The 25375-nt window shown below is 60.9% G+C and carries 16 protein-coding genes; 10 read left to right on the top strand and 6 right to left on the bottom strand.

Annotation, left to right across the window (positions count from 1 at the left end; genetic code table 11):
- Positions 1-7 precede the first annotated feature (7 nt).
- From treZ to FQ182_RS15355, 6 genes are all read left to right on the top strand, one after another.
- Positions 8-1777 (top strand): malto-oligosyltrehalose trehalohydrolase, encoded by a 1770-nt coding sequence (gene treZ, locus FQ182_RS15380; RefSeq protein ID WP_149413316.1) that lies wholly within the window; start codon positions 8-10, stop codon positions 1775-1777.
- Entirely contained in the window at positions 1774-3858 is a 2085-nt protein-coding gene (gene malQ, locus FQ182_RS15375) for a 4-alpha-glucanotransferase (RefSeq protein WP_149413317.1), read from the top strand. Before treZ ends, malQ begins: the two co-directional genes overlap by 4 nt.
- Positions 3855-6623 carry a malto-oligosyltrehalose synthase gene (locus tag FQ182_RS15370; protein ID WP_149413318.1) on the top strand — a complete coding sequence of 923 codons (2769 nt, stop codon included), beginning with the start codon at positions 3855-3857 and terminating at the stop codon, positions 6621-6623. Before malQ ends, FQ182_RS15370 begins: the two co-directional genes overlap by 4 nt.
- 23 nt (positions 6624-6646) lie before the next feature.
- Positions 6647-6904, top strand: a complete 258-nt coding sequence (locus tag FQ182_RS15365) for a DUF2934 domain-containing protein (RefSeq protein WP_149413319.1) — start codon at positions 6647-6649, stop codon at positions 6902-6904.
- 136 nt (positions 6905-7040) lie between these two features.
- A complete protein-coding gene (gene glgX / locus FQ182_RS15360) occupies positions 7041-9200 on the top strand; it encodes a glycogen debranching protein GlgX (protein WP_149413320.1) in 2160 nt (719 codons plus the stop codon).
- A gap of 159 nt (positions 9201-9359) precedes the next feature.
- The gene (locus FQ182_RS15355) at positions 9360-10121 is read left to right on the top strand and encodes a PIG-L deacetylase family protein (RefSeq protein ID WP_149413321.1); all 762 of its coding nucleotides are present in this window, start codon (positions 9360-9362) and stop codon (positions 10119-10121) included.
- Positions 10122-10150: 29 nt separating this feature from the next.
- On the opposite strand, the gene glgB is transcribed toward FQ182_RS15355, so the two are convergent.
- The 3 genes from glgB to FQ182_RS15340 form a co-directional block, all read right to left on the bottom strand.
- On the bottom strand, positions 10151-12382 hold the full coding sequence (gene glgB / locus FQ182_RS15350) for a 1,4-alpha-glucan branching protein GlgB (RefSeq protein WP_149413322.1): 2232 nt from the start codon (positions 12380-12382) through the stop codon (positions 10151-10153).
- Positions 12379-15726, bottom strand: coding sequence for a maltose alpha-D-glucosyltransferase (gene treS, locus FQ182_RS15345; RefSeq protein WP_149413323.1), 3348 nt, complete (start codon positions 15724-15726; stop codon positions 12379-12381). The genes glgB and treS overlap by 4 nt, the downstream gene beginning before the upstream one ends.
- A gap of 67 nt (positions 15727-15793) precedes the next feature.
- Positions 15794-17803, bottom strand: a complete 2010-nt coding sequence (locus FQ182_RS15340; protein WP_149413324.1) for an alpha-1,4-glucan--maltose-1-phosphate maltosyltransferase — start codon at positions 17801-17803, stop codon at positions 15794-15796.
- Positions 17804-18006: 203 nt separating this feature from the next.
- Between FQ182_RS15340 and FQ182_RS29815 the strand changes: the two genes are divergently transcribed.
- Positions 18007-18165 carry a hypothetical protein gene (locus FQ182_RS29815; RefSeq protein WP_178114460.1) on the top strand — a complete coding sequence of 53 codons (159 nt, stop codon included), beginning with the start codon at positions 18007-18009 and terminating at the stop codon, positions 18163-18165.
- A 7-nt stretch (positions 18166-18172) separates the two neighbouring features.
- Here FQ182_RS29815 and FQ182_RS15335 read toward each other — a convergent pair whose 3' ends face one another.
- The gene (locus tag FQ182_RS15335) at positions 18173-18667 is read right to left on the bottom strand and encodes an MgtC/SapB family protein (protein ID WP_149413325.1); all 495 of its coding nucleotides are present in this window, start codon (positions 18665-18667) and stop codon (positions 18173-18175) included.
- A gap of 121 nt (positions 18668-18788) precedes the next feature.
- Between FQ182_RS15335 and FQ182_RS15330 the strand changes: the two genes are divergently transcribed.
- The 3 genes from FQ182_RS15330 to mapR all read left to right on the top strand — a co-directional run bounded on the left by FQ182_RS15330 (position 18789) and on the right by mapR (position 22120).
- Positions 18789-19028, top strand: coding sequence for a DUF3203 family protein (locus FQ182_RS15330; RefSeq protein WP_149413326.1), 240 nt, complete (start codon positions 18789-18791; stop codon positions 19026-19028).
- 195 nt (positions 19029-19223) lie between these two features.
- The gene (gene ccoG, locus FQ182_RS15325; RefSeq protein ID WP_149413327.1) at positions 19224-20639 is read left to right on the top strand and encodes a cytochrome c oxidase accessory protein CcoG; all 1416 of its coding nucleotides are present in this window, start codon (positions 19224-19226) and stop codon (positions 20637-20639) included.
- A gap of 71 nt (positions 20640-20710) precedes the next feature.
- Positions 20711-22120, top strand: coding sequence for a GntR family transcriptional regulator MpaR (gene mapR / locus FQ182_RS15320; protein ID WP_149413328.1), 1410 nt, complete (start codon positions 20711-20713; stop codon positions 22118-22120).
- Positions 22121-22211: 91 nt separating this feature from the next.
- Here mapR and FQ182_RS15315 read toward each other — a convergent pair whose 3' ends face one another.
- A complete protein-coding gene (locus FQ182_RS15315) occupies positions 22212-22958 on the bottom strand; it encodes an SDR family oxidoreductase (protein ID WP_149413329.1) in 747 nt (248 codons plus the stop codon).
- Positions 22959-23045: 87 nt separating this feature from the next.
- A complete protein-coding gene (locus FQ182_RS15310; RefSeq protein ID WP_149413330.1) occupies positions 23046-25142 on the bottom strand; it encodes a bifunctional diguanylate cyclase/phosphodiesterase in 2097 nt (698 codons plus the stop codon).
- Positions 25143-25375 lie beyond the last annotated feature (233 nt).

The raw sequence follows: 25375 nt of genomic DNA, 5'->3' as shown, positions 1-25375 counted from the left end.
TTTATAGATGCCGTTACGGACTCTGGAAACATGGCCCCACGGCGCAATCATGCTCGACGCGCAACACACCCGTTTCGCTTTGTGGGCGCCTGATGCGTTTTATGTCAGCGTTGAGTTGGAAGAAGGCACATCTGTTCCCATGCTGCCCCTGGCAGATGGCTGGTTTGTAGTGCAAGTGCAATGTCCGGCGGGAACTCGCTACCGCTACAACATCGACGGTGAGCGGGAGGTCCCTGACCCGGCTTCGCGACTTCAGCACTCGGACGTGCATGGCCACAGTGTCGTGGTCGATCCGCTGGCCTACCGCTGGCGCCACAGCGCCTGGCAGGGCCGGCCCTGGCATGAGGCGGTTATCTACGAGCTGCACGTGGGCGTGCTGGGGGGCTACGCCGAGGTTGAGAAACAACTGCCGCGCCTGGCCGAGTTGGGTGTCACGGCCATTGAACTGATGCCCCTGGCGCAGTTCCCCGGCGAGCGTAATTGGGGCTACGACGGGGTCTTGCCCTACGCCCCGCAATCCTCCTACGGCTCCCCCGACCAGTTGAAACAGCTGATCGACAGCGCCCACCAACATGGGTTGGCGGTGATCCTCGACGTGGTCTACAACCACTTCGGCCCCGACGGTAATTACCTGGGGCAGTACGCCAAGGGTTTTTTTCGCGAAGACACTCACACGCCCTGGGGCGCCGGCATCGACTTTCGCCGCCGTGAAGTGCGCGAGTTCTTTATCGACAACGCCCTGATGTGGTTGCTGGAGTACCGCTTCGACGGCCTGCGCCTGGATGCGGTGCACGCCATCAACGATCCCGAGTTCCTCCAGGAACTGGCCCAGCGGGTCCGTCAGCAAGTGGACTCGGGGCGTTACGTGTGGCTGGTGCTGGAAAATGAATTCAACCAGGCAAGTCTGCTGGAGCAAGGTTTCGATGCCCAGTGGAACGATGACGGGCACAACGCCCTGCACGTGCTGCTGACCGGCGAAACCGATGCCTACTACGCCGACTTTGCCGACGACCCCACCGCCAAACTGGCGCGCTGCCTGAGCGAAGGCTTTATCTACCAGGGCCACGCTACCCGTCACGGCAGTGAACGCGGTGAGCCAAGCAGGCACTTGCCGCCCAGCGCATTTGTGCTGTTTCTACAAAACCATGACCAGATCGGTAACCGTGCCCTGGGCGAACGCCTGCATCAACTCTGTTCCCCCCAAGCATTGAAGGCCGCTACGACATTGCTGCTGATGTCACCGATGATCCCGCTGATGTTCATGGGCGATGAAGTCAACGCTGAAGAGCCGTTCCTGTTTTTTACCGACCACCACGGCGAGCTGGCTGAAGCGGTGCGCGAAGGTCGGCGTAACGAATTTGCCGAATTTGCCGCCTTCACCGACCCCGAGCGGCGCGAACGTATTCCCGATCCCAACGCCCTGCAAACCTTCCGCCGTTCTGCCCCGGCCCTTGCCGATTGCAGCACTTCCCAGCTGTACCGCCAGTTGCTGAGCCTGCGCCACCGACACATCGTGCCGCATCTTCCGGGCAGCGTGGCGCTGGGTGCACACGTGCTGGGGCAAGGCGCGATCTCTGCCCGCTGGCGCCTTGGCGATGGCAGCGTGCTGCAGATCGACCTCAATCTGAGTCCTGCCACCTTCAAGCACCCAACAGGTGTCCACAGCCTGTTTGTGACCCCGGTTTCAACCGTCAATGACACGTTGCTCGCGCCCTTTAGCGCCCGTGTCAGCCTGACCCCGGGCGAATCCTCAACCCTTACTGGAGAGCACCCTTGAGCGAAGCGCAATTGGAAATACTCGCCAGCCGAGCGGGCCTGGCCGTCGACTGGATCGACGCAAACGGCCGCCCGCAACGTGTCAGCCCCGACGCCTTGCGCGCCGTGCTCAAAGGCCTGGGCCACCCCGCCGACAGCGACAAAGCCATTGCGGCCAGCCTGCAAGACCTGGCGCGGGTGCAACAAGACAAACACCTGCCACCGCTGCTGACCGTGGATGTTGGCGCAGGCCTGGACCTGGCGCGCTACTTTGCGCCAGGCACGCCCTGCCAGCTCCACCTGGAAGACGGCAGCGTCCTGGACCTTGAGCTGGACGCCGACGCGACTCTCGTCGGTTCGATGCCGGTGGGTTACCACCAGGCGCACATTGCCGAGCAACACTTCACCCTGGCAGTGGCGCCGACTCATTGCTACAGCGTCGCCGAAGCCGTAGACAGCCAAACCGCCCGCGCCTGGGGCCTCAGCGCCCAACTGTACGCCCTGCGCCGCAGCGGTGACGGTGGGTTTGGCGACACGCAGGCATTGGAGCACCTGGCCCGCGCCGCCGCCGAAAGAGGCGCCGATGCCCTGGCGATCAGCCCGATGCACGCCATGTTCAGCGCCGACACTGAGCGCTACAGCCCCTATTCCCCCTCCAGCCGCCTGTTCCTTAACAGCCTTTATGCTTCGCCGGGTTGCATCCTCGGCGAACGGGCGCTGCGCAGCGCCATCGAGACCAGCGGCCTGGCCGATGAACTGCAGGCGCTTGAACAACAGAGCCTGATCGACTGGCCCGCTGCGGCCAAGGCCAAACAACAGCTATTGCGCACGCTGTACCAGGATTTTCGCCAAGGCAACCACCCGCAACACGCCGACTTCCTGAGTTTTCGCCAGGCCGGTGGCGAGGCCCTGGAAAACCACTGCCGCTTCGAGGCGGTACAGGCCGAGCGCGCCGCCAACGGTGAAAGCCTCGACTGGCGCCATTGGCCGCATGACTGGCGCGACCCCCACAGCCCGGCACTGGTGCAGTTTGCGCAAGACAATGGCGAAGAAATCGGCTTCTTTGCCTTCAGCCAATGGCTGATCGCTCGCGGCCTTGCGCGGGCGCAACAAACCGCCAGGGGCAGCGGCATGGGCATCGGCCTGATCGCAGACCTGGCCGTAGGTGCCGATGGCGCGGGTAGCCAGGCCTGGAGTCGCCAGGACGAACTGCTCGCCGAACTGACTGTGGGCGCGCCGCCGGACATCCTCAACCGCGCCGGTCAGGGCTGGGGCATTTCCGCTTTTTCCCCCGAAGGCCTCAAGCGCAACGGCTTTCGCGCCTTTATCGAAATGCTGCAGGCCAACTTTGCCCATGCCGGAGGTTTGCGCATCGACCATGTGATGGGCCTGCAACGGCTGTGGGTGATCCCCATGGACGCCTCGCCCCAAGAAGGCGCCTACCTGCATTACCCGGTGGATGACCTGCTGCGACTGTTGGCCCTGGAATCGAGTCGGCACCAGGCCATCGTCCTCGGCGAGGACCTCGGCACTGTGCCTGACGGCCTGCGGGAAAAACTGATCGCCCGCTCGATCCTCGGCATGCGCGTGCTGCTGTTCGAACAAGACCATGGCGGCCAATTCAAACCTATCCTCGATTGGCCGGACAATGCCCTGGCGACCACCAGCACCCATGACCTGCCCACTCTCAATGGTTGGTGGCACAGCCGTGATATCGACTGGAATGTGCAACTGGAGCTCATTGATACGCCCACCGTCGAGCAGTGGAGCGAACACCGCCTGCGGGAACGCCAGTCACTGCGCCAGGCCTTGAGCCAGGACCCGCAGAATTTTCGCGATGAAGTGCGCAACGAAACCGACCACATGATCGACGCCAGCGTGCGTTACCTGGGCCACACCCGCGCCCCTCTGGTTTTGCTGCCCCTGGAAGATGCCCTGGGCATTGAAGAACAAGCCAACCTGCCCGGCACCACCGACACCCATCCCAATTGGCGTCGTCGCCTGCCGGGAGCAGCTGCCACCCTGCTCGACAACGAAAACGCCGCGCGCCGCCTTGAACTGCTGGCAGTCGCGCGCAATCAAGCCCACGAGCGTGACCGGTGAAGCCATTGACCCTTCGGGCTACTCAGCGCCTGCAATTTCATAAAGGCTTTACCCTTGATGACGCAGTGCCGTTGGTGCCTTACTTCGCCCGCCTGGGTATCAGCCATCTCTATGCTTCGCCGTTGCTCAGTGCCCGCGCCGGTTCCATGCACGGCTACGATGTAGTCGACCCCACCACCGTCAACCCCGAGCTGGGCGGCGAACCGGCACTGCGCCGGTTGGTGGCGGCCCTGCGTGCACACCAGATGGGCCTGATCCTCGATATCGTCTCCAACCACATGGCCGTCGGTGGTAGCGACAACGCCTGGTGGCTGGACCTGCTGGAATGGGGCCGTTTGAGCCCCTACAGCGAATTTTTCGACATCCAGTGGCATTCGCCTGACCCGCTGCTCAAGGGCCAGTTGCTGATGCCGTTTTTGGGCAGCGACTACGGGGAGGCGCTGCAAACCGGCACTATCCCACTGCGCTTCGATCCACAGCACGGCAGCTTCTTCGTCGAACACTACGAACACCGCTTCCCGATCTGCCCCAGCGATTACGGCGACATACTGCGTGCTTATGAGCCGCTCAAGGCCTTGGCCGACCGCTTCAGCACCCTCGCCTACCAGCCCGATGCCTACCCCCAGGCCGCGATCCTGAAACAGGAATTGGTCGACCTGGCTGGCGCCCCAACGATCCTGGACGCCATCGAGCACAGCCTGAGCCTCTTCGACTCGCGAGAGCCGCAAGGCTTTACCCGCCTGCATCATCTGCTGGAACAACAGAGCTATCGCCTGGCCAACTGGCGCACGGCGGCAGACGACATCAACTGGCGGCGCTTCTTCGACGTCAACGAACTGGGCGGCTTGCGGGTGGAGCGCAGCGCCGTGTTCGAGGCCACCCACAGCAAGATCTTCCACCTGATCAGCGAAGGCCTGGTGGATGGCCTGCGCATCGACCATATCGACGGCCTGGCCGACCCACGCGGTTACTGCCGCAAGCTGCGACGCCGGGTGGATGCGCTATCGCCGGACCAGCACTTGCCGATCTACGTCGAAAAAATCCTCGGCGAAGGGGAAACCCTGCATGAGGACTGGCGGGTCGACGGCACTACCGGCTATGAGTTCATGAACCAACTGTCACTGCTGCAACATGACCCCGCAGGCTTTGAACCCTTGGCCGAGCTATGGACCGGCAACACCGAACGTCCATCAGCGTTTATCGAGGAAGCCTGGCTGGCCCGCCAGCAGATCCTCAACGGTTCCCTGGCCGGGGATTTTGAAAGCGTCGCCCAGGCCCTGCTACAGGTGGCCCGTGACGACGTGATGAGCCGCGATCTGACCCTGGGCGCTATTCGCCGCGCCTTGCAGGAGCTGATCGTGCACTTCCCGGTCTATCGCACCTACATCAGCGCCCGTGGCCGCAGTGAGCGCGACGACGTGTTCTTTATGCGAGCCTTGAGCGGTGCCCGCAGCACCTTGAGCGAAGGCGACTGGCCGGTCCTCGACTGCCTGGAAAAATGGCTGGGCGGCCAGCCCTGGCGTGACCGTCCTCTGGGTCGCGAACGCAAGATCCTCAAGCACGCCTGTGTGCGCTTCCAGCAACTGACTTCCCCGGCGGCGGCCAAGGCCGTGGAAGACACCGCGTTCTATCGTTCGGCGGTGCTGCTGTCGCGCAATGACGTAGGCTTCAGCACCGAGCAGTTCAGCGCGCCCCTGGCGCACTTCCACGCGGCCAATCAACAACGCTTGCAGACCTTCCCCGACAACCTGCTGGCCACCGCCACCCATGACCACAAGCGCGGCGAAGACAGCCGCGCCCGCCTGGCAGTGCTCAGCGAGTGTGCCGTTTGGTACACCGAGCAGGTGCAGCATTGGCGCGCGCTTGCCGCGCCGTTGCGCAGCGATCAAGCCACGCCCTCGGCGGGTGACGAGTTGATCCTCTACCAAGTGCTGCTGGGCAGTTGGCCCCTGGACCTCGATAGCGACAATGCCTCGGGCCTTGGCGACTATCATCAGAGGCTCTGGCAGTGGCAACAGAAGGCTTTGCGCGAAGCCAAACTGCACAGCAGCTGGAGCGCGCCCAACGAGCTTTACGAGCAAGGTGTCGAAGCTTTCCTGCGCCGTTTGTTGCTGGACGATTCGGGGTTAGCGCTGCGCACAGCCATTGGTGTCGCCGCCCAGGCCATCGCGCCGGCCGGGGCCCTCAATGGACTGGCGCAATCCTTGCTGCACCTCACCGTGCCGGGCATGCCGGACCTGTACCAGGGCGATGAGTTCTGGGACTTCAGCCTGGTAGATCCGGACAACCGTCGACCGGTGGATTTCAATGCCCGGCAACAGGCGCTGCAATCGCCCGTCGAAGTGAGGCAACTGCTTCAGCATTGGCGTGACGGGCGTATCAAACAGGCGCTGATTGCCCAGGTGTTGACCTTGCGCAAGGCCCACCCGGCGCTGTTTGCCAAGGGCAGCTACGAACCGTTGGAGGTGGTAGGTGAGCATGCAGATCGAGTCATAGCGTTCTGCCGTGAACATCAAGGAAAACGGCTGTTGGTGGTGGTGCCGCGCTGGACCCACAGCCTGCTTGAAAACAGCGCCAACCCCCACGTTGGCGCGCAAGTTTGGGGCGATACCCGGGTCAAATTACCGTTCACCGTAACAACCAAAAATTGGAAGGGACTTTTTCGAACAGGCGCAGTCACACCCAACAAGGAGTTGAGTATCCGCGCAGCCCTGGGGGATTTTCCGGTGAATATCTTTATCAATCCTAATGGTCAAGAAAGCTGAACTTTTCTGTGAGGAGCATTGCGATGAGTACCGAAGACAAACGCGTTCGCGAATTCGCGTATCAGATCTGGGAGTCCGAAGGCAAACCCCAAGGCCAGGAGGCGCGTCATTGGGAGATGGCGCGCAAACTGGCTGAAGCTGAAGCGCTGACGCCAAGCAAGGCGCCCAAGGCCAAGGCCAAGCCGAAAACTAAGCCGGCGGCACCTGCCAAAGCGGCGAGCGCGGTGGAGAAACCGGCCGTCAAGTCCAAGCCGAAAGCGCCGCGCAAACCGGCGAGCTGATCACAGCCCATGGCTGATGTGCTCTTTGTAGCAATCGGGCTTCTTGTGGCGAGCGGGCAAGCCCGCTCGCCACAAGAAGCCCGATTGCCACGAACGGCCCTGTTCGCCTGAAGAACCCATTTGCAGGAGCATATCAATGAGCAAACCCGACAAAACCCAATCGACGCCTGATACCGAGCCGTCGCGGATTCGTGAAGGTTTGCCCTTCCCCCTCGGCGCTACCTGGGACGGCCTGGGGGTCAACTTCGCTCTGTTCTCCGCCAACGCCACCAAGGTCGAGCTGTGCCTGTTCGACGACACCGGCGAAATTGAGCTGGAACGCATCGAGCTGCCCGAATACACCGACGAGACCTTCCACGGCTATCTGCCCGACGCCCATCCGGGGCTGATCTACGGCTATCGCGTGTATGGTGCTTATGACCCGGCCAACGGCCACCGCTTCAACCACAACAAATTGCTGATCGACCCCTACGCCAAACAACTGGTGGGCGAGCTTAAATGGTCCGAAGCCCTGTTCGGCTACACCATTGGCCACCCCGACGCCGACCTCAGCTTCGACGAACGCGACAGCGCGCCCTTCGTGCCCAAGTGCAAAGTCATCGACCCGGCCCACACCTGGGGCAATGACCAACCCGTGCGCACACCCTGGGATCGCACCATCATTTACGAGACTCACCTGCGCGGCATCAGCATGCGTCACCCCTCGGTACCAGAAGCCGTGCGGGGTACCTGCGCCGGGCTGATGGTCGATGATGTGCTCAAGCACATCCGTCAGTTGGGGGTGTCGTCGGTGGAGTTGCTGCCCATCCATGCCTTCGTCAACGATCAGCACCTGCTGCAAAAAGGCATGACCAATTATTGGGGTTACAACAGCATCGCCTTCTTTGCCCCCGACCCGCGCTACCTGGCCAGCGGCAAGATCGCCGAGTTCAAGGAGATGGTCGCCCATCTGCACGAAGCCAGTCTGGAAGTGATTCTTGATGTGGTCTACAACCACACCGCCGAAGGCAACGAGCAAGGCCCGACCCTGTCGATGCGCGGCATCGACAACGCCTCGTACTACCGGTTGATGCCCGACGACAAGCGCTTCTACATCAACGACTCCGGCACCGGCAACACCCTGGACCTGAGTCACCCGTGCGTGCTGCAAATGGTCACTGACTCCCTGCGCTACTGGGCCACCGAAATGCACGTCGATGGCTTCCGCTTCGACCTGGCGACCATTCTGGGGCGTTACCACGACGGTTTCGAAGAGCGCCACAGCTTCCTTGTTGCTTGCCGCCAGGACCCGGTGCTGCGCCAGGTGAAGATGATCGCCGAACCCTGGGACATTGGCCCTGGCGGCTATCAGGTCGGTAACTTTCCACCAGGCTGGGTGGAATGGAACGACCGCTTCCGCGACACCGTGCGTGCCTTCTGGAAAGGCGACGACGGCCAACTGGCCGATTTTGCCGGGCGCATGACCGCCTCCGGTGAAATGTTCAACCAGCGCGGTCGCCGGCCCTACAGCTCGATGAACTTCATTACCGCCCACGACGGTTTCACCCTGCACGATCTGGTGTCCTACAACGACAAACACAACGAGGACAACGACGAGGACAACCAGGATGGCAGCAACAACAACCTGTCGTGGAACCACGGTGTTGAAGGCCCTACCGACGATCCTGAAATCAATGCCCTACGCCTGCGCCAGATGCGCAATTTTTTCGCCACCCTGCTCCTGGCCCAGGGCACGCCAATGTTGGTGGCCGGTGATGAGTTCGCCCGCACCCAACACGGCAACAACAACGCTTACTGCCAGGACAGTGAAATCGGCTGGGTCAACTGGGAGTTGGATGACGATGGCAAGGCTTTGCTCAAGTTCGTCAAACGCCTGATCAAGCTGCGCCTGACTTATCCGATCCTGCGTCGGGGGCGCTTCCTGGTGGGCGATTACAACGAAGACATCGGCGTCAAGGACGTGACCTGGCTCGCCCCGGACGGCAATGAGATGAGCACCGAACAGTGGCAAGACAGCCAGGGTCGCTGCCTCGGCATGTTGATGGATGGCCGCGCCCAGGAAACCGGAATACGCCGTGCTGGTGCCGATGCGACCTTGCTGCTGGTGGTCAACGCCCACCACGACATGGTCAATTTCCGCCTGCCGCCGGTACCCGATGGCGGCTTCTGGACCTGCATGATCGACACCAACCAACCGGCCGTGCGCGGCCAGGAGAGGTTTGATTTCGACCATGAATATGCTGTGACGGGAAGATCGCTGCTGTTGTTCGAACTGCAACATGAGGACGAGGTGTGAAATAGACCTGCCTGGATTTTTTCACCGACTATGATCAATACTCTTGCCACGGCAATCCAGGGTTGGAACGCCTGCACACCGCGAGAACATTGATTCTCGCGGGACCAAAGAAGAGTCGTCCCGTCAACGGGGTACGGCCAGGACAAGGACGTGACACTCATGAAGCCTGTACCTCTGAGAGAAGGCCGCCGTGGTCCCGCGCAAATCTGGAACAGCGCCCCACAGCTGGCGCAAATCCCCGTCATCAACCCGGTCACGCTCGTGCCCTTTGGCGCACGCGTCGTTGTAATCGCCCCGCACCCCGGCGATGAAGTGCTGGCCTGCGGTGGCCTGCTGCAACTGCTGAGCACACTCGACTATTCCCTGAAGCTGATTTCCGTCACCGACGGCAGTGCCAGCCATCCGGGCTCCAGCCTGTGGCCGGCGCAGCGCCTGAGCGTGTTTCGCCCGCAGGAAAGTGTCGAGGCTTTACGCCGCCTGGGTGTGCCGTTGCACAGCCTGAAATGGATTCGCGGTGGTTTTACCGACAATGCCCTGGCGGCCCGAGAGCAACAGTTGAGCCAGTTTATTGCCCGTTACCTGCAACCCGGCGATGTGGTGTTTACCACTTGGCGCACCGATGGCAACGACGACCACGACGCGGTCGGCCGTGCCACCGCCAAAGCCTGCGCCCTGATGGGCGCGCGTCTTTTGGAACTGCCGATCTGGGCCTGGCATTGGCCTGCCCGTGAAGCTGCGGTCATTCCCTGGCAGCGAGCCCGCAAGGTTCGCCTTAGCACCTGGAGCGTGGCCCGCAAGCTTCACGCGGCCCACGCCTATGAGAGTCAGTTGGTGGGTGATCCTGAGATCGGACTGGCGCCGATGCTCGCGCAGGTGTTGCTGGAGCGAATGCGCGAGCCGTATGAGATTGTGTTTGTGTAGCCAGTCCACTGTTGAGTCTGGTCTGAAAATCAGCCCTCCGGCCGCAGAATCAGCACACCCAAGGGTGGCAGATTCAACGACAGTGATAGCGGCTGGCCATGGCGCGGTTCCTCTTCGGTAAACGCCCCGCCACCATTGCCATAGTTGGAACCGGCATAGGTGTCGGCATCACTGTTGATCACTTCGCCCCAGCGCCCGGCAAACGGCACGCCGACCTTGTACGCCTCACGGGGCACCGGGGTGAAGTTGGCCACCACCAACACCGGCCGGCCATCCTTGCTCCAGCGCAGCCAGGCGTAGACGCTGTTGATCGCATCATCGCCAATCAGCCACTGAAAGCCCTGGGGCGCGTCGTCCTGGTCGTGCAACGCCGGTTCTTCGCGATACAGGCGATTGAGGTCGCCCACCAGTTTTTGCACGCCGCGGTGTTCCGGGTATTGCAGCAAATACCAATCAAGCTGCTGATCGTGGTTCCACTCGCGCCACTGGCCGAATTCACAGCCCATAAACAGCAGCTTCTTGCCCGGATGCGCCCACATAAAACACAGGTAAGCCCGCAGGTTGGCGAATTTCTGCCAGCGGTCGCCAGGCATCTTGTCGATCAGCGAGTGTTTGCCGTGAACCACTTCATCGTGGGAAATCGGCAGGATGAACCGCTCGGACCAGGCATACATCAGGCCGAAACTCAGTTCGTTGTGATGGTGGGCGCGGTATAGCGGGTCCTGCTGGATGTAGTGCAGCGAATCGTGCATCCAGCCCATGTTCCACTTGTAGTTGAAGCCCAGGCCGCCCTGTTGGGTCGGTTGGCTGACGCCTGGCCAGGCAGTGGATTCCTCGGCGATCACCAAGGCACCGGGGGCTTCAAGGGCTACCACGTCGTTCAAGTGACGCAGGAAGTCGATGGCTTCGAGGTTTTCCCGACCGCCATGACGGTTAGGCACCCACTCGCCGGCCTTGCGCGAGTAATCGCGGTAGAGCATCGACGCCACTGCATCCACCCGCAGGCCGTCGATATGGAAATGCTTGAGCCAGTGCAGCGCAGAAGCCAGCATAAAACCATGAACCTCGGTGCGGCCCAGGTTGTAGATCAGCGTGTCCCAGTCCTGGTGAAAGCCTTCCTGTGGGTTGCCGTATTCGTACAGCGCCGTGCCGTCAAATTGCGCCAGGCCGTGGGTGTCGGTGGGGAAATGCGCCGGAACCCAGTCAAGGATGATGCCGATATCGGCCTGATGGCAGGCGTTGACGAAGGCGGCAAAATCGTCCGGCGAGCCAAAGCGGGCACTGGGGGCAAATTGCGACAGCGGCTGATAACCCCAGGAGCCACCAAACGGGTGTTCCATGATCGGCATCAGCTCGACATGGGTGAAACCCAGCTGCTGCACATAGGGAATCAGTCGTTCACCCAACTCGCGCCAGCCGTACTGGCGGGACACTTCGCCCAACTCGTCGAGTTCACATTGCCAGGAGCCGACGTGCAACTCATAGATCGACAGCGGTGCACTCGGTAATTGCTGTTCGCCACGGGCCTGCATCCAGGCGTGGTCCTGCCAGTCAATCTGTAACGGCGAAGCGACCTTGGAAGCGGTGTCCGGCGGCAATTGCGTGGCCAGCGCCATGGGGTCGGCCTTGAGCGGAAGAATCCCGCTGGTGCCCAGGATTTCGTATTTGTAGGCAGCACCGGGTTGCAGGCGCGGGATGAATATCTCCCACACGCCGGCTGGATGGCGCAGGCGCATCGGGTGGCGGCGACCGTCCCAAATATTGAAGTCGCCAACTACGGAAACACGCTTGGCATTGGGCGCCCACACCGCGAAACGCACGCCCTGGATGCCGTCGATGCTCATCACCTGGGCGCCGAGGCAACTGCTCAGGTCGCGGTGATTGCCCTCGGCAAACAGGTAAAGGTCCATCTCGCCCAGCAACTGGCCGAAGCTGTAAGGGTCTTCGGTGATCTGCTCGCCACCCGCCCACTGGATTTTCAGCAAATAGCCCTGGCGGGGCGAGAAATGCCCGACAAACAAGCCAGGCACCGGAGTCGCATCCAGATCGCCGACGTGCTCACCGCTGTCGCGGGCCAGCACCTGAACACTCAAGGCCTCTGGCAGAAATGCGCGGATAAACTGGCCGCCCTCTTCATCATCGTGGGGGCCAAGGATCGAGAATGTATCGTGATGTTCGGCCCGCACCAAGGCTTCGATATCCTGGGTTGCCGGCATTACCGCAAGCTTGGGTTGCAGCGCTTCCTTGTCTGTAAAACTCATGACGTCTCCCCTGCGCGTGCAGTTTTGGATAATGGCTTCAGTCCGCTGAGCAGTCCGTGCAAACCTTGCAACGGTACCGGCAGCCAGGTCGGGCGATTTTCCGCTTCATAGGCCACTTCGTACGCGGCCTTCTCCAGGCTGAACAATGCCAGCGCTGCCTCCTGGCCCTTGGCGTCCTGCCAGTCATGGGCCAGTGTAGTCGTAGCCTCATGATAGGCCTGGATAAATGCCAGCCGCGCTTCATTCAAGTAACGATCGGCCACCCGTTGCCGTGCGGCGTTGGCCTCGGTCGAGTGATCTACCCCTTGCACATTCAGGGCCATGGCGGCGGCATAGTCGAACGACCGTAGCACGCCACTGACATCCTTGTACGGGCTGTGCTTGCCGCGACGCTCATGGAGCGGTCGCGCCGGTTCCCCTTCAAAGTCGATCAGGTAGGCATCGCCCTTGACCACCAGCACCTGGCCCAGGTGCAAGTCACCGTGGACGCGAATGCGCAAGCCGCCCACCGTGGCCTTGGCCAGATCCTGCACGTGGGTGGCGATGGCTTTTTTCTGCACCAGCATTGCACTGACCAGCGCCTGGTCAGCGGTGGCCAGTTTGCTTTGATGCTGTTTGAGCAAGTGCAAGGCGCGGTCGACTTGCGCCCCCACCTGCTTGGCCCAACCCTGGCTGTCTTTGACGGAAGTGACCTCGGGCTTGAAGTCCTTGTTGGCAGTAGGCGCGGCCAATACCAGGTGCATTTCACCCAGGCGCTGGCCGAGTAGGCCTGCGAAGTCGGCCAACTCACCCAAGGCGTTGTAGTGCTGTTCCTGCTCGGAGATGGCCTGGGCCAATTCGTCGCGAATCGCCCGTTCCAGGTTGTTCTGGGTCCAGCCCCAGGCATCGCCCTGGTTACTCAGGTAACCCTGGGCAATCATCAGCAAGTTGTCCTGGCCTTCGGCATCGCGGCGGATCACCGAGCCCAGCAGCGGCGAGATATGTTCGTAGCCGGCGGCTGTCAGGTAAGCGCCCATCTCCAGTTCCGGGTGTACCCCGGCGCTGACTTTACGGATCAGCTTGAGTACCAGGCTGGCGCCCACCACCACTGAACTGTTGGACTGTTCGGTGGCGAGGTAGCGCACCTCTGAGTCGTCGTTGAGTTCCAGCTTGGCCAACTGCTCCGTCGGTTCGAAACGAATGTCGCCGTCAGTTGAGGTGAGCACGGTGTTGGCTTGCAGGCCTTCAATCACCGCGCGGATATAGGTGTCGAGGCTGAAGGCGTCCGTGACCAGGCCAACCTGGCGCACTCGCCGTACACGGGCCAACGCGAGCTGTTGCGGCAAGGCGCTGGTGAACTGGTCTTCGGCCAAAAAGCCCAAGGGCAGTTGATAGCGACTGACCTGCCCAGCTGTGGTGACTTCAATCTCGCTGAGCAGCACCGGATGCTGCGGGTCGCCAAAGCGCACGCCGTAGGCGATGTGCACGCTGTCGATGAGCGAATCCTTGCTGGCAAACCAGCGACGCTTGGGCAACCAGGCTGGCAACGAGTTTTGTTCCAAGGTGGTGCGGCATGGCACTTCGAGCAATTCTTCGAGGCGTTTTTTCAGTACCAGAGTGGTGAAGTCCGGGATGCTTTGCGTAGGTTCCACGTGCCAACTCGGCATCTGGTTTTCCGCCGCCAGCACGAACCAGTAAAAGCCGTAAGGCGCCAGGGTCAGCAGGAAGTTCAGCTGGCCAATGGGCGGGAACGCATTACCACCGAGCATCTCCACCGGGACCATGCCGGCGAATGCGGACAAGTCCAGCTCCGCCGCCTGGGCGCTGCGCGAAACGTTGGCCACGCAGAGGATGATTTCGTGCTTGCCGTCGTCGCCCGTGTATTCGCGGGTGTAGGCCAAGATGCGGCGGTTGGTGGGTGAGAGCATTTTCAAGCTGCCGCGACCGAAGGCCTTGGACTGTTTACGAATCGCCAGCATCCGCCGGGTCCAGTTCAGCAACGAGTGTGGGTCTTGGGCCTGGGTTTCGACGTTGACTGACTGGTAGCCGTAGAGCGCGTCCATGATCGGCGGCAGCACCAGGCTGGCCGGGTCGGCGCGGGAGAAGCCGCCGTTGCGGTCGATGGACCACTGCATGGGTGTGCGTACGCCGTCACGGTCGCCCAGGTAGATGTTGTCGCCCATGCCGATTTCATCGCCGTAATACAGGGTCGGCGTGCCGGGCATCGACAGCAGCAGGCTGTTGAGCAGCTCGATGCGGCGACGGTCGCGCTCCATCAGCGGCGCCAGGCGCCGGCGAATACCGAGGTTGATGCGCGCACGGCGGTCAGCGGCGTAGTAGTTCCAGAGGTAGTCGCGCTCTTTGTCGGTGACCATTTCCAGGGTCAGTTCATCGTGGTTACGCAGGAAAATCGCCCACTGGCAATTGGCTGGAATCTCCGGGGTCTGGCGCAGGATATCGGTGATCGGGAAGCGGTCTTCCTGGGCCAGCGCCATGTACATGCGCGGCATCAGCGGGAAGTGAAAGGCCATATGGCACTCGTCGCCGTCATCGCCTTTTTTGTCCCCGAAGTACAGTTGAGTATCTTCCGGCCATTGGTTGGCCTCGGCCAGCAGCATGCGGTCCGGGTAGTTGGCGTCGATTTCGGCGCGGATCTGCTTGAGGACGTCGTGGGTCTCCGGCAGGTTTTCGTTGTTGGTGCCGTCGCGCTCGATCAGGTACGGGATGGCATCCAGGCGCAGGCCGTCGATGCCCATGTCCAGCCAGTAGCGCATCACCGAGAGCACCGCTTTCATGACTTGCGGGTTGTCGAAGTTAAGGTCCGGCTGGTGGGAGTAGAAACGGTGCCAGAAGTATTGGCCGGCCACTGGGTCCCAGGTCCAGTTGGATTTCTCGGTGTCGAGAAAGATGATGCGGGTGCCGTCGTATTTCTGATCGTCATCGGACCAGACGTAGAAATCCCGGGCCTTGGAACCTGGCTTGGCCTTGCGGGCGCGCTGGAACCACGGGTGCTGGTCGGAGGTGTGGTTGATCACCAGTTCGGTGATGACCCGCAAGCCGCGTTTATGGGCTTCGGCGATAAAACGCTTGGCGTCGGCCATGGTCCCGTAGTCGCTGTGCACACCACGGTATTCGGCGATGTCGTAGCCGTCGTCACGGCGTGGCGAGGGGTAGAACGGCAGCACCCAGATGGTGTTCACACCCAGCTCGGCGATGTAGTCGAGTTTGGCGATCAGCCCTGGAAAATCGCCTATACCATCGTTATTGGAGTCGAAATAGGATTTGACGTGAACCTGATAAATCACCGCATCCTTGTACCAGAGCGGGTCTTTGATAAAGGTGGCAGCCTTGGGTTTCTTCGCCATTGGAAACTCCTGGGAATTCATAAAAAACTAAAAAGTGGCGATGTTTTAACTGTCCACAAAAAGCCCTTTAAACAGTGATCCGCCAAATACCAAACGGCTGATGCCACGGCTCTAGTCGCATCCACTGGTGCTTGCCGTGCCAAGTCCAGCGGTGGCCGTTCATCAAGTCTTCGCCCTGGGTCTGGGCGTCGTCCGGTAGGCCCATCTCCCACAGCGGCAATTCGAAATTGGCTTCCTGGGCATTGAGCGGGTCGAGACTCACCGCGATGAGGATGAAATTGCCGGCGTCCTCGCAGCGTTTGCCGAAGTACAAGATGTTGTCGTTCCAGGCGTTGTAGAGCTTCAAGCCCAAGTGAGTTCGCAACGCCGGGTTCTGCCGACGGATGCGGTTGAGCTGGGCGATCTCGGCAATGATGTTGCCCGGCGCGGTGAAATCCCTGGGGCGGATCTCGTACTTCTCCGAGTCCAGGTACTCTTCCTTGCCGGGCACCGCTGCGGCTTCGCACAATTCAAAACCCGAATACATGCCCCACAGGCCTGAGCCCATGGTCGCCAGGGCCGCGCGGATGAGAAAGCCGGCGCGGCCAGACTCATGGAGGAAGCCGGGGTTAATATCTGGCGTATTGACGAAAAAGTTGGGTCGGAAGCATTCGCGCCACGGCGACTCGTTGAGTTCGCTCAGGTATTCACTCAGCTCGGCCTTGGTGTTGCGCCAGGTGAAATAGGTGTAGCTCTGGGAGTAACCGACCTTGCCCAGCCGCGCCATCATGGCCGGGGTGGTGAAGGCTTCGGCGAGGAAGATGACCTGTGGGTGTTTTTCTCGCACGTCCGCAATCACCCATTGCCAGAACGGCAGCGGCTTGGTGTGGGGGTTGTCGACGCGGAAAGTATTGACGCCCTCCTCGACCCAGCCCAGCACAACGTCCCGCAACTCGATCCACAGGCTGGGGATGGCGTCGGCGGCATAGAAGTCGACGTTGACGATGTCCTGGTATTTCTTCGGCGGGTTCTCGGCATATTTGATGGTGCCGTCGGGCCGCCAGTTGAACCAGCCGGGGTGTTGTTTGAGCCACGGGTGGTCTTGGGAACACTGGATAGCGAAGTCCAGGGCGATTTCCAGGCCATGGTCTGCGGCGGCGGCCACCAGGCGGCGGAAATCTTCGCGGGTGCCCAGTTGCGAGTGGATTGCCTCGTGGCCGCCCTCCTCGCTGCCAATGGCATACGGGCTGCCCGGATCATCGGGGCCTGCGGTCAGGGCGTTGTTCTTGCCCTTGCGATAGCTGCGGCCGATAGGATGGATCGGCGGGAAATACAGCACGTCAAAACCCATGTCATGGATCATCGGCAGCCGCGAATGCACGTCGTTAAAAGTGCCGTGGCGCGCTGGATCATCGGTGATCGAGCGGGGAAACAGCTCGTACCAGCTGGCAAACTGCGCGGCCTCGCGCTCCACATCCAGCGGATAGACCGGGCTGATGCTCAAGTAGGCGCGGTGATCGGCCTGAGCCATCAGGTGCGCACTGTCTTCGTGCAGGAAGCGCGCGACTTGCTCGGTTTCCAGCAAGCCCGACAGCTCGTGGTGCAACAGCATCAAGTGCTCGCGTAACTCGCCTTCGCTGCGTTCGGCGGCCTGCAACACCTGGCTGCGGCCTTCCTGCAATTGCAGGCTGACGGGAACGCGGGCTGCATGTTTTTTGCCCAGTTCGTAGCAGAAGCTGGCGAACTGATCGATCCAGGCCTCAATGCAATATTGATGCGGGCCTTGAGCGGTGACCGTAAAGTTCCCTTCCCAACCGTTATTGCCGACATCGGTCATAACCACGCTGTGCCAGCGCTCGTCACTCAGCGGCCGCCAGCGAATCAGCACCGCCAGCTTGTCATGGCCGTCGGCGAAGACCTTGCTGGCTACCTTGATCCGCTGCCCCACGATGGCCTTGACCGCGAACTCGCCGCCGTCGATCATCGGTGTGGTGCTTTCTATGGCAATCCTGGGCAACAACAGTGCCTGGGACAGTGGAAACATGGACGTTTCATCATTTTTCGTGAGTACGTTTTGTTTCGATAGTTCAGCAGTCATCGAGCATCACTCCTTACGCCCCGTGGACGCTCCTGTGCCAGATCCCAAGTGCGGTACGACAAAGCTCTTCCTGAGCCGGGCCGTATAAAGTCCGAGCCCGCTAGCCGGTGAAAAGTTCAGATGGATGTGCCGCTATTGGACGGGAATCAATTGGCCAGGCCGATTGTCCACCGATACAGCAAAGCACAAAGGAGGCCACACCGATGAATATCCCTATCCCGGCTGAAACACCTGATCCCAACATTGATCAACCAACCTTGCCACCCACCGAACCTGAGCCGATCCCGGAGCAGGAACCACCCGGCACAACGCCCCCGGCGAAGGAAGACCCACCCACGACGATGCCGCCAGTGATTGCCTGAAGGATGATTACTCCTTCTCCAGCAGCCGTACAATCCTGGGCATTACGCTGAACACCAGCAGCGCCAACAGGGTGCTCAACACCGCCGTCGACTCCCTGCCCATCCCCGCCGCCACCCCAATGGCGGCGGTCATCCACAGCCCGGCTGCGGTAGTCAGCCCCTTGACGTGTTGGCCTTCCTGATCTTCCTTGCCCTTGAGGATGGTACCGGCACCCAGAAAGCCGATCCCGGCGATTACGCCCTGCACCACGCGGCTCATGGCATCGGCCTGGGAGCCGGACATTTGTGGCACCAACACGAACAACGCAGCGCCCATGGCCACCAGCATGTGGGTGCGCACGCCGGCAGCCTTGCCTTTTTGTTCTCGCTCAAAGCCCAGAATGCCCCCCAGGATCGCGGCGATCAGCAGGCGCACGGTGATTTGTGTCAGTTGCCGGGCATCGCCTATGTCAGCGAATTCCGCTTGCAGGGTTTGCCAGACTTCTTGCCACCAGGCGTCCATGGAGCGGTCCTTGTTTATAGGTCGATAAAGGATGGACAGCAGCGACCGCCAGTCAGTTGCCGGAAACCATTTACCTGTTGTCGAACCCTAATGATCAGTACCTGACGAGAAGGAGAGCATCATGCCAGTACGTATCGAAAACCAGACCTGTTACTTCAAGGTCGACGAGGACGGCGAAGAACGAAGCCTCGCCGCCACGGCTGTCACGGTGATCACCGACAGCGAAAAATCCATGTCCGCCGTTGAAGTCGACGGCCAACGTGTCTACATCACTGAAGCAGAAGCCGACGCCTTGACCGTAGCAGGCGCCAAGGATGGTCGTAAGCACTTGAAGGTGACCGAGGGTGATTCGGTGATTTGATTGATCTGTATCAGCACCGCTTTACGGCTGCCGATACAGGCGCTGCCCCAGGCCGCACGGGGGTGCAGCAGATTGACGCAGGAGCGGGTCGGCAATCCATCTGATCCGCTTTTTATCGCTATACCTGAGTCTGTTATGCAAACAGATCGCCCGGCATAGTTCATCCGCCTGATGGAGGCTGATGAGCGAAAGACCATGAGCGATAGAATCCCCGTCCGATTAGTTGAAACCTTTGAGCCTGCACATCCAAAGAAGATGAAGGCCAAATCCAGTGACAACCTGATTCACACCCGCAGTTTTACCGGTTTGTTCCGCACCTTGCGCTTGAGTGGCGCGGGTTTTCTGTTCCTGGCGTTTTTCGGCACCGTGTGGCTGAACTGGGGCGGACGGCAGGCGGTGTTGTGGGACCTTGCAGAAAGCAAATTTCACATTTTCGGCGCAACCTTCTGGCCCCAGGATTTCATCCTGTTGTCGGCGTTGTTGATCATCGCAGCCTTCGGCCTGTTTGCGATCACGGTATTTGCCGGCCGGGTATGGTGTGGTTATACCTGCCCGCAAAGCTCGTTTACCTGGCTGTTCATGTGGTGCGAAAAGGTCACTGAGGGCGAGCGAAACCAGCGCATCAAGCTGCAGGCCTCCCCCTGGGGCCTGAGCAAGCTGCTGCGGCGTTCAGTCAAACACACGATGTGGCTGGCCATCAGCGTGCTCACCGGCTTGACCTTTGTGGGCTACTTCACGCCTATCCGGCCCCTGGCCGAGGAGCTGCTGACCTGGCAGATGGGCGGTGTCAGCCTGTTCTGGGTGTTGTTTTTCACAGGCGCGACTTACATCAACGCAGGCTGGTTGCGCGAAGCGGTGTGCATGCACATGTGCCCGTATGCACGGTTCCAGAGCGTGATGTTCGACAAGGACACCCTGACCATTTCCTACGATGTGGCCCGTGGCGAGAGCCGTGGCCCACGTAAACGCGAAGTGAAACCTGCGGATGTCGGCCTCGGTGACTGCATCGACTGCCACCTGTGCGTACAGGTCTGCCCCACCGGCATCGACATTCGCGACGGTTTGCAAATGGAGTGCATCGGCTGTGCGGCTTGCATCGACGCCTGTGATTCAATCATGGACAAAATGGGCTATGCCCGTGGCCTGGTGAGCTACACCTGCGAGCATCAGTTGCAAGGCGGCAAGACCCACCTGCTCAGGCCACGGTTGATCGGCTACAGTGCGGTGCTGCTGGTGATGATCGCAGCCTTGGTGATGGCGCTGGTGCAGCGGCCGATGGTGTCGCTGGACGTGACCAAGGACCGAGGGATGTTTCGCGAAAACAGCCAAGGCTTGATCGAGAACATCTACAGCCTCAAGGTCATCAACAAGACCCAGCAGCGTCAGGATTATCGTCTTGAGTTAGTGGACGGTGATGGCTTCCAGCTTCAGGGCAAGACCGAGATCAGTTTGGCACCGGGGGAAATAACCGATGTGCCGGTGTCGGTGGCGATGACCAGCGACAAGCCTGCCAGCAGCTCCCAGACCATCAGCTTCAAGGTCACGGATATTGATGAGCCGGGCGTTTATAGTGTCGCCGACAGCCGGTTTGTGTCGCCGCTTAACCGTTGATGATGTTGTTGTGAGCGGACTCGCCACAGGAGCAGAGTTTGCTCTTAACTTACTTACCCTATTAGGCTCCGATGAAACGCTACGAAAAATTCGCCGACGACATCGCAGAACTGATCCGCTCCGGCGTCCTGGGGCCTGGCCAGCGGGTGCCGTCGGTGCGTTATGCCAGCCGGACCTACGGCGTCAGCCCATCCACGGTGTTCCAGGCCTACTACCTGCTGGAACGTCGTGGCCTGATCCGCGCCCGGCCGCGTTCCGGGTACTTCGTCAACACCCATGCGCCAAGCCCGTTTTCCGAGCCGGTGGTCAGTGCACATGTACACGAATCCACCGAAGTCGACGTCAGCGAGCTGGTGTTTTCGGTGCTCGACTCCATCAAGGACCCGCAGACTGTGCCCTTCGGCTCGGCCTTTCCCAGTCCGACGCTGTTTCCGCTACAGCGCCTGGCCCGTTCCCTGGCCAGTGCCAGTCGGGAGATGGACCCGCGCATGGTGGTCACGGACATGTCACCGGGCAACCCACAATTGCGCCGGCAAATTGCCCTGCGCTACATGGTCGGCGGCTTGATGCTGCCCATGGAGGAGTTGCTGATCACCAACGGTGCCCTGGAAGCGCTGAACCTGTGTCTGCAAGCCGTGACCGAGCCCGGCGACCTGGTGGCCATCGAAGCCCCGGCGTTTTATGCCAGCCTGCAGGTGCTGGAGCGGCTGAAACTCAAGGCCGTGGAAATTCCCGTACACCCGCGCGATGGCATTGACCTCAAAGTGCTGGCCCAAAGTCTTGAACGTTACCCGATCAAGGCTTGCTGGTGCATGACCAGCTTCCAGAACCCCATGGGCGCCACCATGCCCGAAGCCAAGAAACAGGAACTGGTGGAGTTGTTGCGCAGCCATCAGGTGCCACTGATCGAGGACGATGTCTACGCCGAGTTGTACTACGGCCAACAGGCACCTAAACCGGCCAAGGCGTTCGATACCGAAGGTTTGGTGATGCACTGCGGCTCCTTCGCCAAAAGCCTGGCTCCTGGTTATCGCATCGGTTGGGTGGCTGCCGGGCGTTATGCGCAGAAGATCGAACGGCTGAAATTGATGACCTCGTTGTGCGCGTCAATGCCAGCCCAGGCGGCGATTGCCGACTACCTGCAACATGGTGGCTACGACCGGCACCTGCGCAAGTTGCGTTATGCCCTGGAAGAACAGCAAAGCGCCATGCTTGCCGCCATCGCCCGCTATTTTCCGGCACAAACCCGCGTGAGCCAGCCAGCGGGTGGGTATTTCCTGTGGTTGGAATTGCCCGAGCAAACGGACTCGTTGAAGTTGTTCCAGATGGCGTTGGCCCAAGGCATCAGCATTGCGCCGGGGCCGATATTTTCGCCGACCCAGCGGTTCAGGAACTGCATTCGCTTGAACTATGGCAGTCCCTGGGATGAGGCCTCGGAAAAGGCCATGGAGACATTGGGACGGATCGTGCGGTCTTTTTGAGCGATTGAGGCGGGCAATAAATACCTGACTTGAATAGCCCCAGGGACCAACGGGTTGATAGCGACCCGCTCCCGCAGGAGCAGGCAGTTTTTCAGCGGCCACCACCGAGGTCAACAAAGGTCCCGGTAGCGTAGGACGCCTTGTCCGACAGCAGCCAGACAATCGCTTCCGCCACCTCATCCGGACGTCCGCCACGGGCCATCGGGATACCCGACTCCAGCTTGCTGACCCGATCCGGGTCGCCACTCAGGGCGTGGAAATCGGTGTAGATGTAGCCAGGGCGCACTGCGTTGACCCGGATGCCTTCACCCGCCACTTCTTTCGAAAGACCGATGGTGAAGGAGTCCATTGCGCCTTTGGACGCCGCGTAGTCAACATATTCACCGGGCGAGCCGAGACGAGCGGCCACCGATGAGACGTTGACGATACTGCCGCCCTGCCCGCCATGCTTGGGCGACATGCGCAGCACTGCGTGCTTGGCACAGAGGATCGGGCCCAGCACGTTGGTCTTGAGAATTTTCAGGATGCGGAACTCGGACATCTCATCGACCCGCGACTTGTGCCCCACGGTGCCTGCGTTATTGACCAGCGCAGTGACTCGGCCCAGCTCGGCATCGACCCGGTTGAACAGGCTGATCACTTCGTCCTCGATGCTGACATCGGCACGCACCGCAATCGCTTGGGCGCCCAGGGCGCGGACCTGCTCCAGGACACGCAGCGCTGCCTCTTCATCGGACTGGAAGTTGATACAGATTCGGTAACCCTGGCGCGCCGCCAACAAGGCCGTGGCGGCCCCGATCCCACGACTGCCACCGGTGATGATGACGACTTTGTCCATGTGTACGGTCTCCTGAATCAACGTATAACGGTTGGATTCAAGAATACCTGCGCTAGTCGGGTTTTGCATGGACTGAGGTCAATGATCTCAGGGTGTCGCTACTTGAGGCACGCCAGCGAGTTCCTTCGCCACAATGGCGCTCATGAAACCGTCCGCCGGCAACGGATGCCCCAGCAGATAGCCCTGCAATGAATCACAGCCCAGTCGCGTCAGGAAATTTTGCTGCATATCGGTTTCCACCCCTTCAGCGACAATCCGCAGGCCCAGGGCCTGACCCAGCGCAACAATGGCCGAGACAATCGCGGCGTCGTCGCTGTCGTGCTCCAGGTCGCGCACAAAGCCCCGGTCGATCTTCAACTCGTTGGCCGGCAAACGCTTGAGGTACATCAGGCTGGAGTAGCCGGTGCCAAAGTCATCGATGGACAGGTCAACGCCCATTTCCGAGAGTTTCTGCAATACCGTCATGCTCGCATCGGCATCGCTCATGGCGGTGGTTTCGGTGATTTCCAGGGTCAGGCTGTTGGCCGGCAATTGGTGACGCTTCAGGGCGTTGGCGACACTGGTGACCAGCCCGGCATGGCAAAACTGCAAGGCCGAGAGGTTCACCGCAATGCGCCAGTCGCGATATCCTTGGGCAAACCACACCTGCATCTGCCTGCAGGCTTCATTGAGCACCCATTCGCCGATGGGGATGATCAGCCCGGTCTTTTCTGCCAGTTCAATGAACTTGTCCGGCAGTAACAAGCCGTGTTGCGGGTGTTCCCAGCGCAATAGTGCTTCGGCACCCACCGGCCGACCGCTGAGGGCGTCAAACTTGGGTTGGTAGAACAGCCGCAATTGCTGCTGATCCACGGCGTTGCGCAAGTCCTGCAACAACTGCAGCTGCTTGCGGGCGTTGGTGTTCATCGATACGTCGAAAAAGCTGTAGCCGTTTTTGCCCATGCTTTTGGCGTGATACATCGCCGCGTCAGCGTTCATCAGCAATTCCTGGGGCGTGGCGCCGTTGCCGGGGAACAGCGCGATGCCGACACTGGCAGAAATTTTCAGCTCATGCTCCGCCACACGGAAGGCTTGATTGATCAGGCCTACCTGACGTTCCGCCAGGCGCAGCGCATCGTCGGGCTGGTTCAATTGCACCAACAGCACGAACTCGTCGCCGCCGATTCGCGCCAACGTGTCCTGGCTGCGCAAGTCTTCGCGCAAGCGCAGGCCGACTTCGCGCAGCAACTGGTCGCCCATGTGATGGCCGAAGGCATCGTTTACGGGCTTGAAGCCATCGAGATCGATAAACATCAGGGCGAAACAGCCGCCCTGCTCGGCTACCAGTTGCGTGGCCTGCTGGATGCGATCGGCGAGCAGGGTGCGATTGGGCAGCCCCGTCAGGGTGTCGTGCAGGGCCAGGTGGGTCAGCTCCTGATTGGCCTGGGTCAGGGAGTCGGCCAGCACGGCGGTGCGGGCTTCAAGGCGGGCGTCCAGCAATGAGGTCAACAGCGCAATGGCCAACACCGCCAGGGTGGTGATCAGCACCAGGCTATCCAGGCCCTTGCCAGTCAAACCATCCAGAGCGGCACCGCAAAAACTGCCGTCGGCAAACCGCGCAGCAGCCATGCCGGTGTAGTGCATGCCGACAATTGCCACGCCCATGACCAGCGCCGCGCCACCTCGTGCCAGGCGCACATAAGGGGTATTGCGCCGCAGGTTGAAGGCGATCCACAAGGCCGCAGCCGAGGCGCCGACGGCAATCAACAGAGAGGCGCCAAACAGCGTTGGGTCATAGTCGATGCCAGGCGTCATGCGCATGGCCGCCATGCCGGTGTAGTGCATGGCGCTGATGCCCGCGCCCATGATCAACGCGCCAAACGCCAGTTGCCAGGCCGGCAAACGTGGCTGGCTCACCAACCAGAGGGCAAAGCCGCTGGAGAGAACCGCGATCAACAGCGATAGCGCTGTGATGCCTATGTCGTAGCCAAGGCTAATGGGCAAGTGAAACGCGAGCATGCCGATAAAGTGCATCGACCAGACGCCAATGCCCATGGCCAGGGCGCCGCCCGCCATCCACAAGTACACAGTGCGACCTTTGGCCGTGGCGATACGCCCGGTCAGATCCAGAGCGGTATAGGAAGCGAGGATCGCCACAAACAGGGAAATCAGGACCAGCGTGGGGGAGTAACTACCGGTGAGCATGGGACGTCTCGTGGCCGACGGGCCGAATGGCATCCGTGCTGGATGGAAAAGTCGGCGATTGTAGCTAGATTAATTCCCGCGCAGGGGGAATATTATCAGAAGGCCACTAGTGACGATTTGGTGCTATTTCCGTGGCAGCTGTCGAGCTTTAGCGAGGCTGCGTCGGGGGCGACTGGTGCCAGTGCCTGGCTTGGTGGCGGCGGTGCGACCGGATGCAGCCTCGCTGGGCTCGA

The sequence above is a fragment of the Pseudomonas sp. ANT_H4 genome (assembly GCF_008369295.1).
GTDB lineage: Bacteria > Pseudomonadota > Gammaproteobacteria > Pseudomonadales > Pseudomonadaceae > Aquipseudomonas.
The sequence above is the reverse complement of the archived record's forward strand: the minus strand, read 5'-3'. Positions and strand labels throughout refer to the sequence as shown.

What these genes read in the sequence shown, in the direction of transcription:
- treZ (WP_149413316.1), top strand. Translation starts at nt 8, where the DNA reads ATGCCGTTACGGACTCTGGAAACATGGCCCCACGGCGCAATCATGCTC.
- FQ182_RS15365 (WP_149413319.1), top strand. Translation starts at nt 6,647, where the DNA reads ATGAGTACCGAAGACAAACGCGTTCGCGAATTCGCGTATCAGATCTGG.
- glgX (WP_149413320.1), top strand. Translation starts at nt 7,041, where the DNA reads ATGAGCAAACCCGACAAAACCCAATCGACGCCTGATACCGAGCCGTCG.
- FQ182_RS15355 (WP_149413321.1), top strand. Translation starts at nt 9,360, where the DNA reads ATGAAGCCTGTACCTCTGAGAGAAGGCCGCCGTGGTCCCGCGCAAATC.
- glgB (WP_149413322.1), bottom strand. Translation starts at nt 12,382, where the DNA reads ATGAGTTTTACAGACAAGGAAGCGCTGCAACCCAAGCTTGCGGTAATG.
- treS (WP_149413323.1), bottom strand. Translation starts at nt 15,726, where the DNA reads ATGGCGAAGAAACCCAAGGCTGCCACCTTTATCAAAGACCCGCTCTGG.
- FQ182_RS15340 (WP_149413324.1), bottom strand. Translation starts at nt 17,803, where the DNA reads ATGACTGCTGAACTATCGAAACAAAACGTACTCACGAAAAATGATGAA.
- FQ182_RS29815 (WP_178114460.1), top strand. Translation starts at nt 18,007, where the DNA reads ATGAATATCCCTATCCCGGCTGAAACACCTGATCCCAACATTGATCAA.
- FQ182_RS15335 (WP_149413325.1), bottom strand. Translation starts at nt 18,667, where the DNA reads ATGGACGCCTGGTGGCAAGAAGTCTGGCAAACCCTGCAAGCGGAATTC.
- FQ182_RS15330 (WP_149413326.1), top strand. Translation starts at nt 18,789, where the DNA reads ATGCCAGTACGTATCGAAAACCAGACCTGTTACTTCAAGGTCGACGAG.
- ccoG (WP_149413327.1), top strand. Translation starts at nt 19,224, where the DNA reads ATGAGCGATAGAATCCCCGTCCGATTAGTTGAAACCTTTGAGCCTGCA.
- mapR (WP_149413328.1), top strand. Translation starts at nt 20,711, where the DNA reads ATGAAACGCTACGAAAAATTCGCCGACGACATCGCAGAACTGATCCGC.
- FQ182_RS15315 (WP_149413329.1), bottom strand. Translation starts at nt 22,958, where the DNA reads ATGGACAAAGTCGTCATCATCACCGGTGGCAGTCGTGGGATCGGGGCC.
- FQ182_RS15310 (WP_149413330.1), bottom strand. Translation starts at nt 25,142, where the DNA reads ATGCTCACCGGTAGTTACTCCCCCACGCTGGTCCTGATTTCCCTGTTT.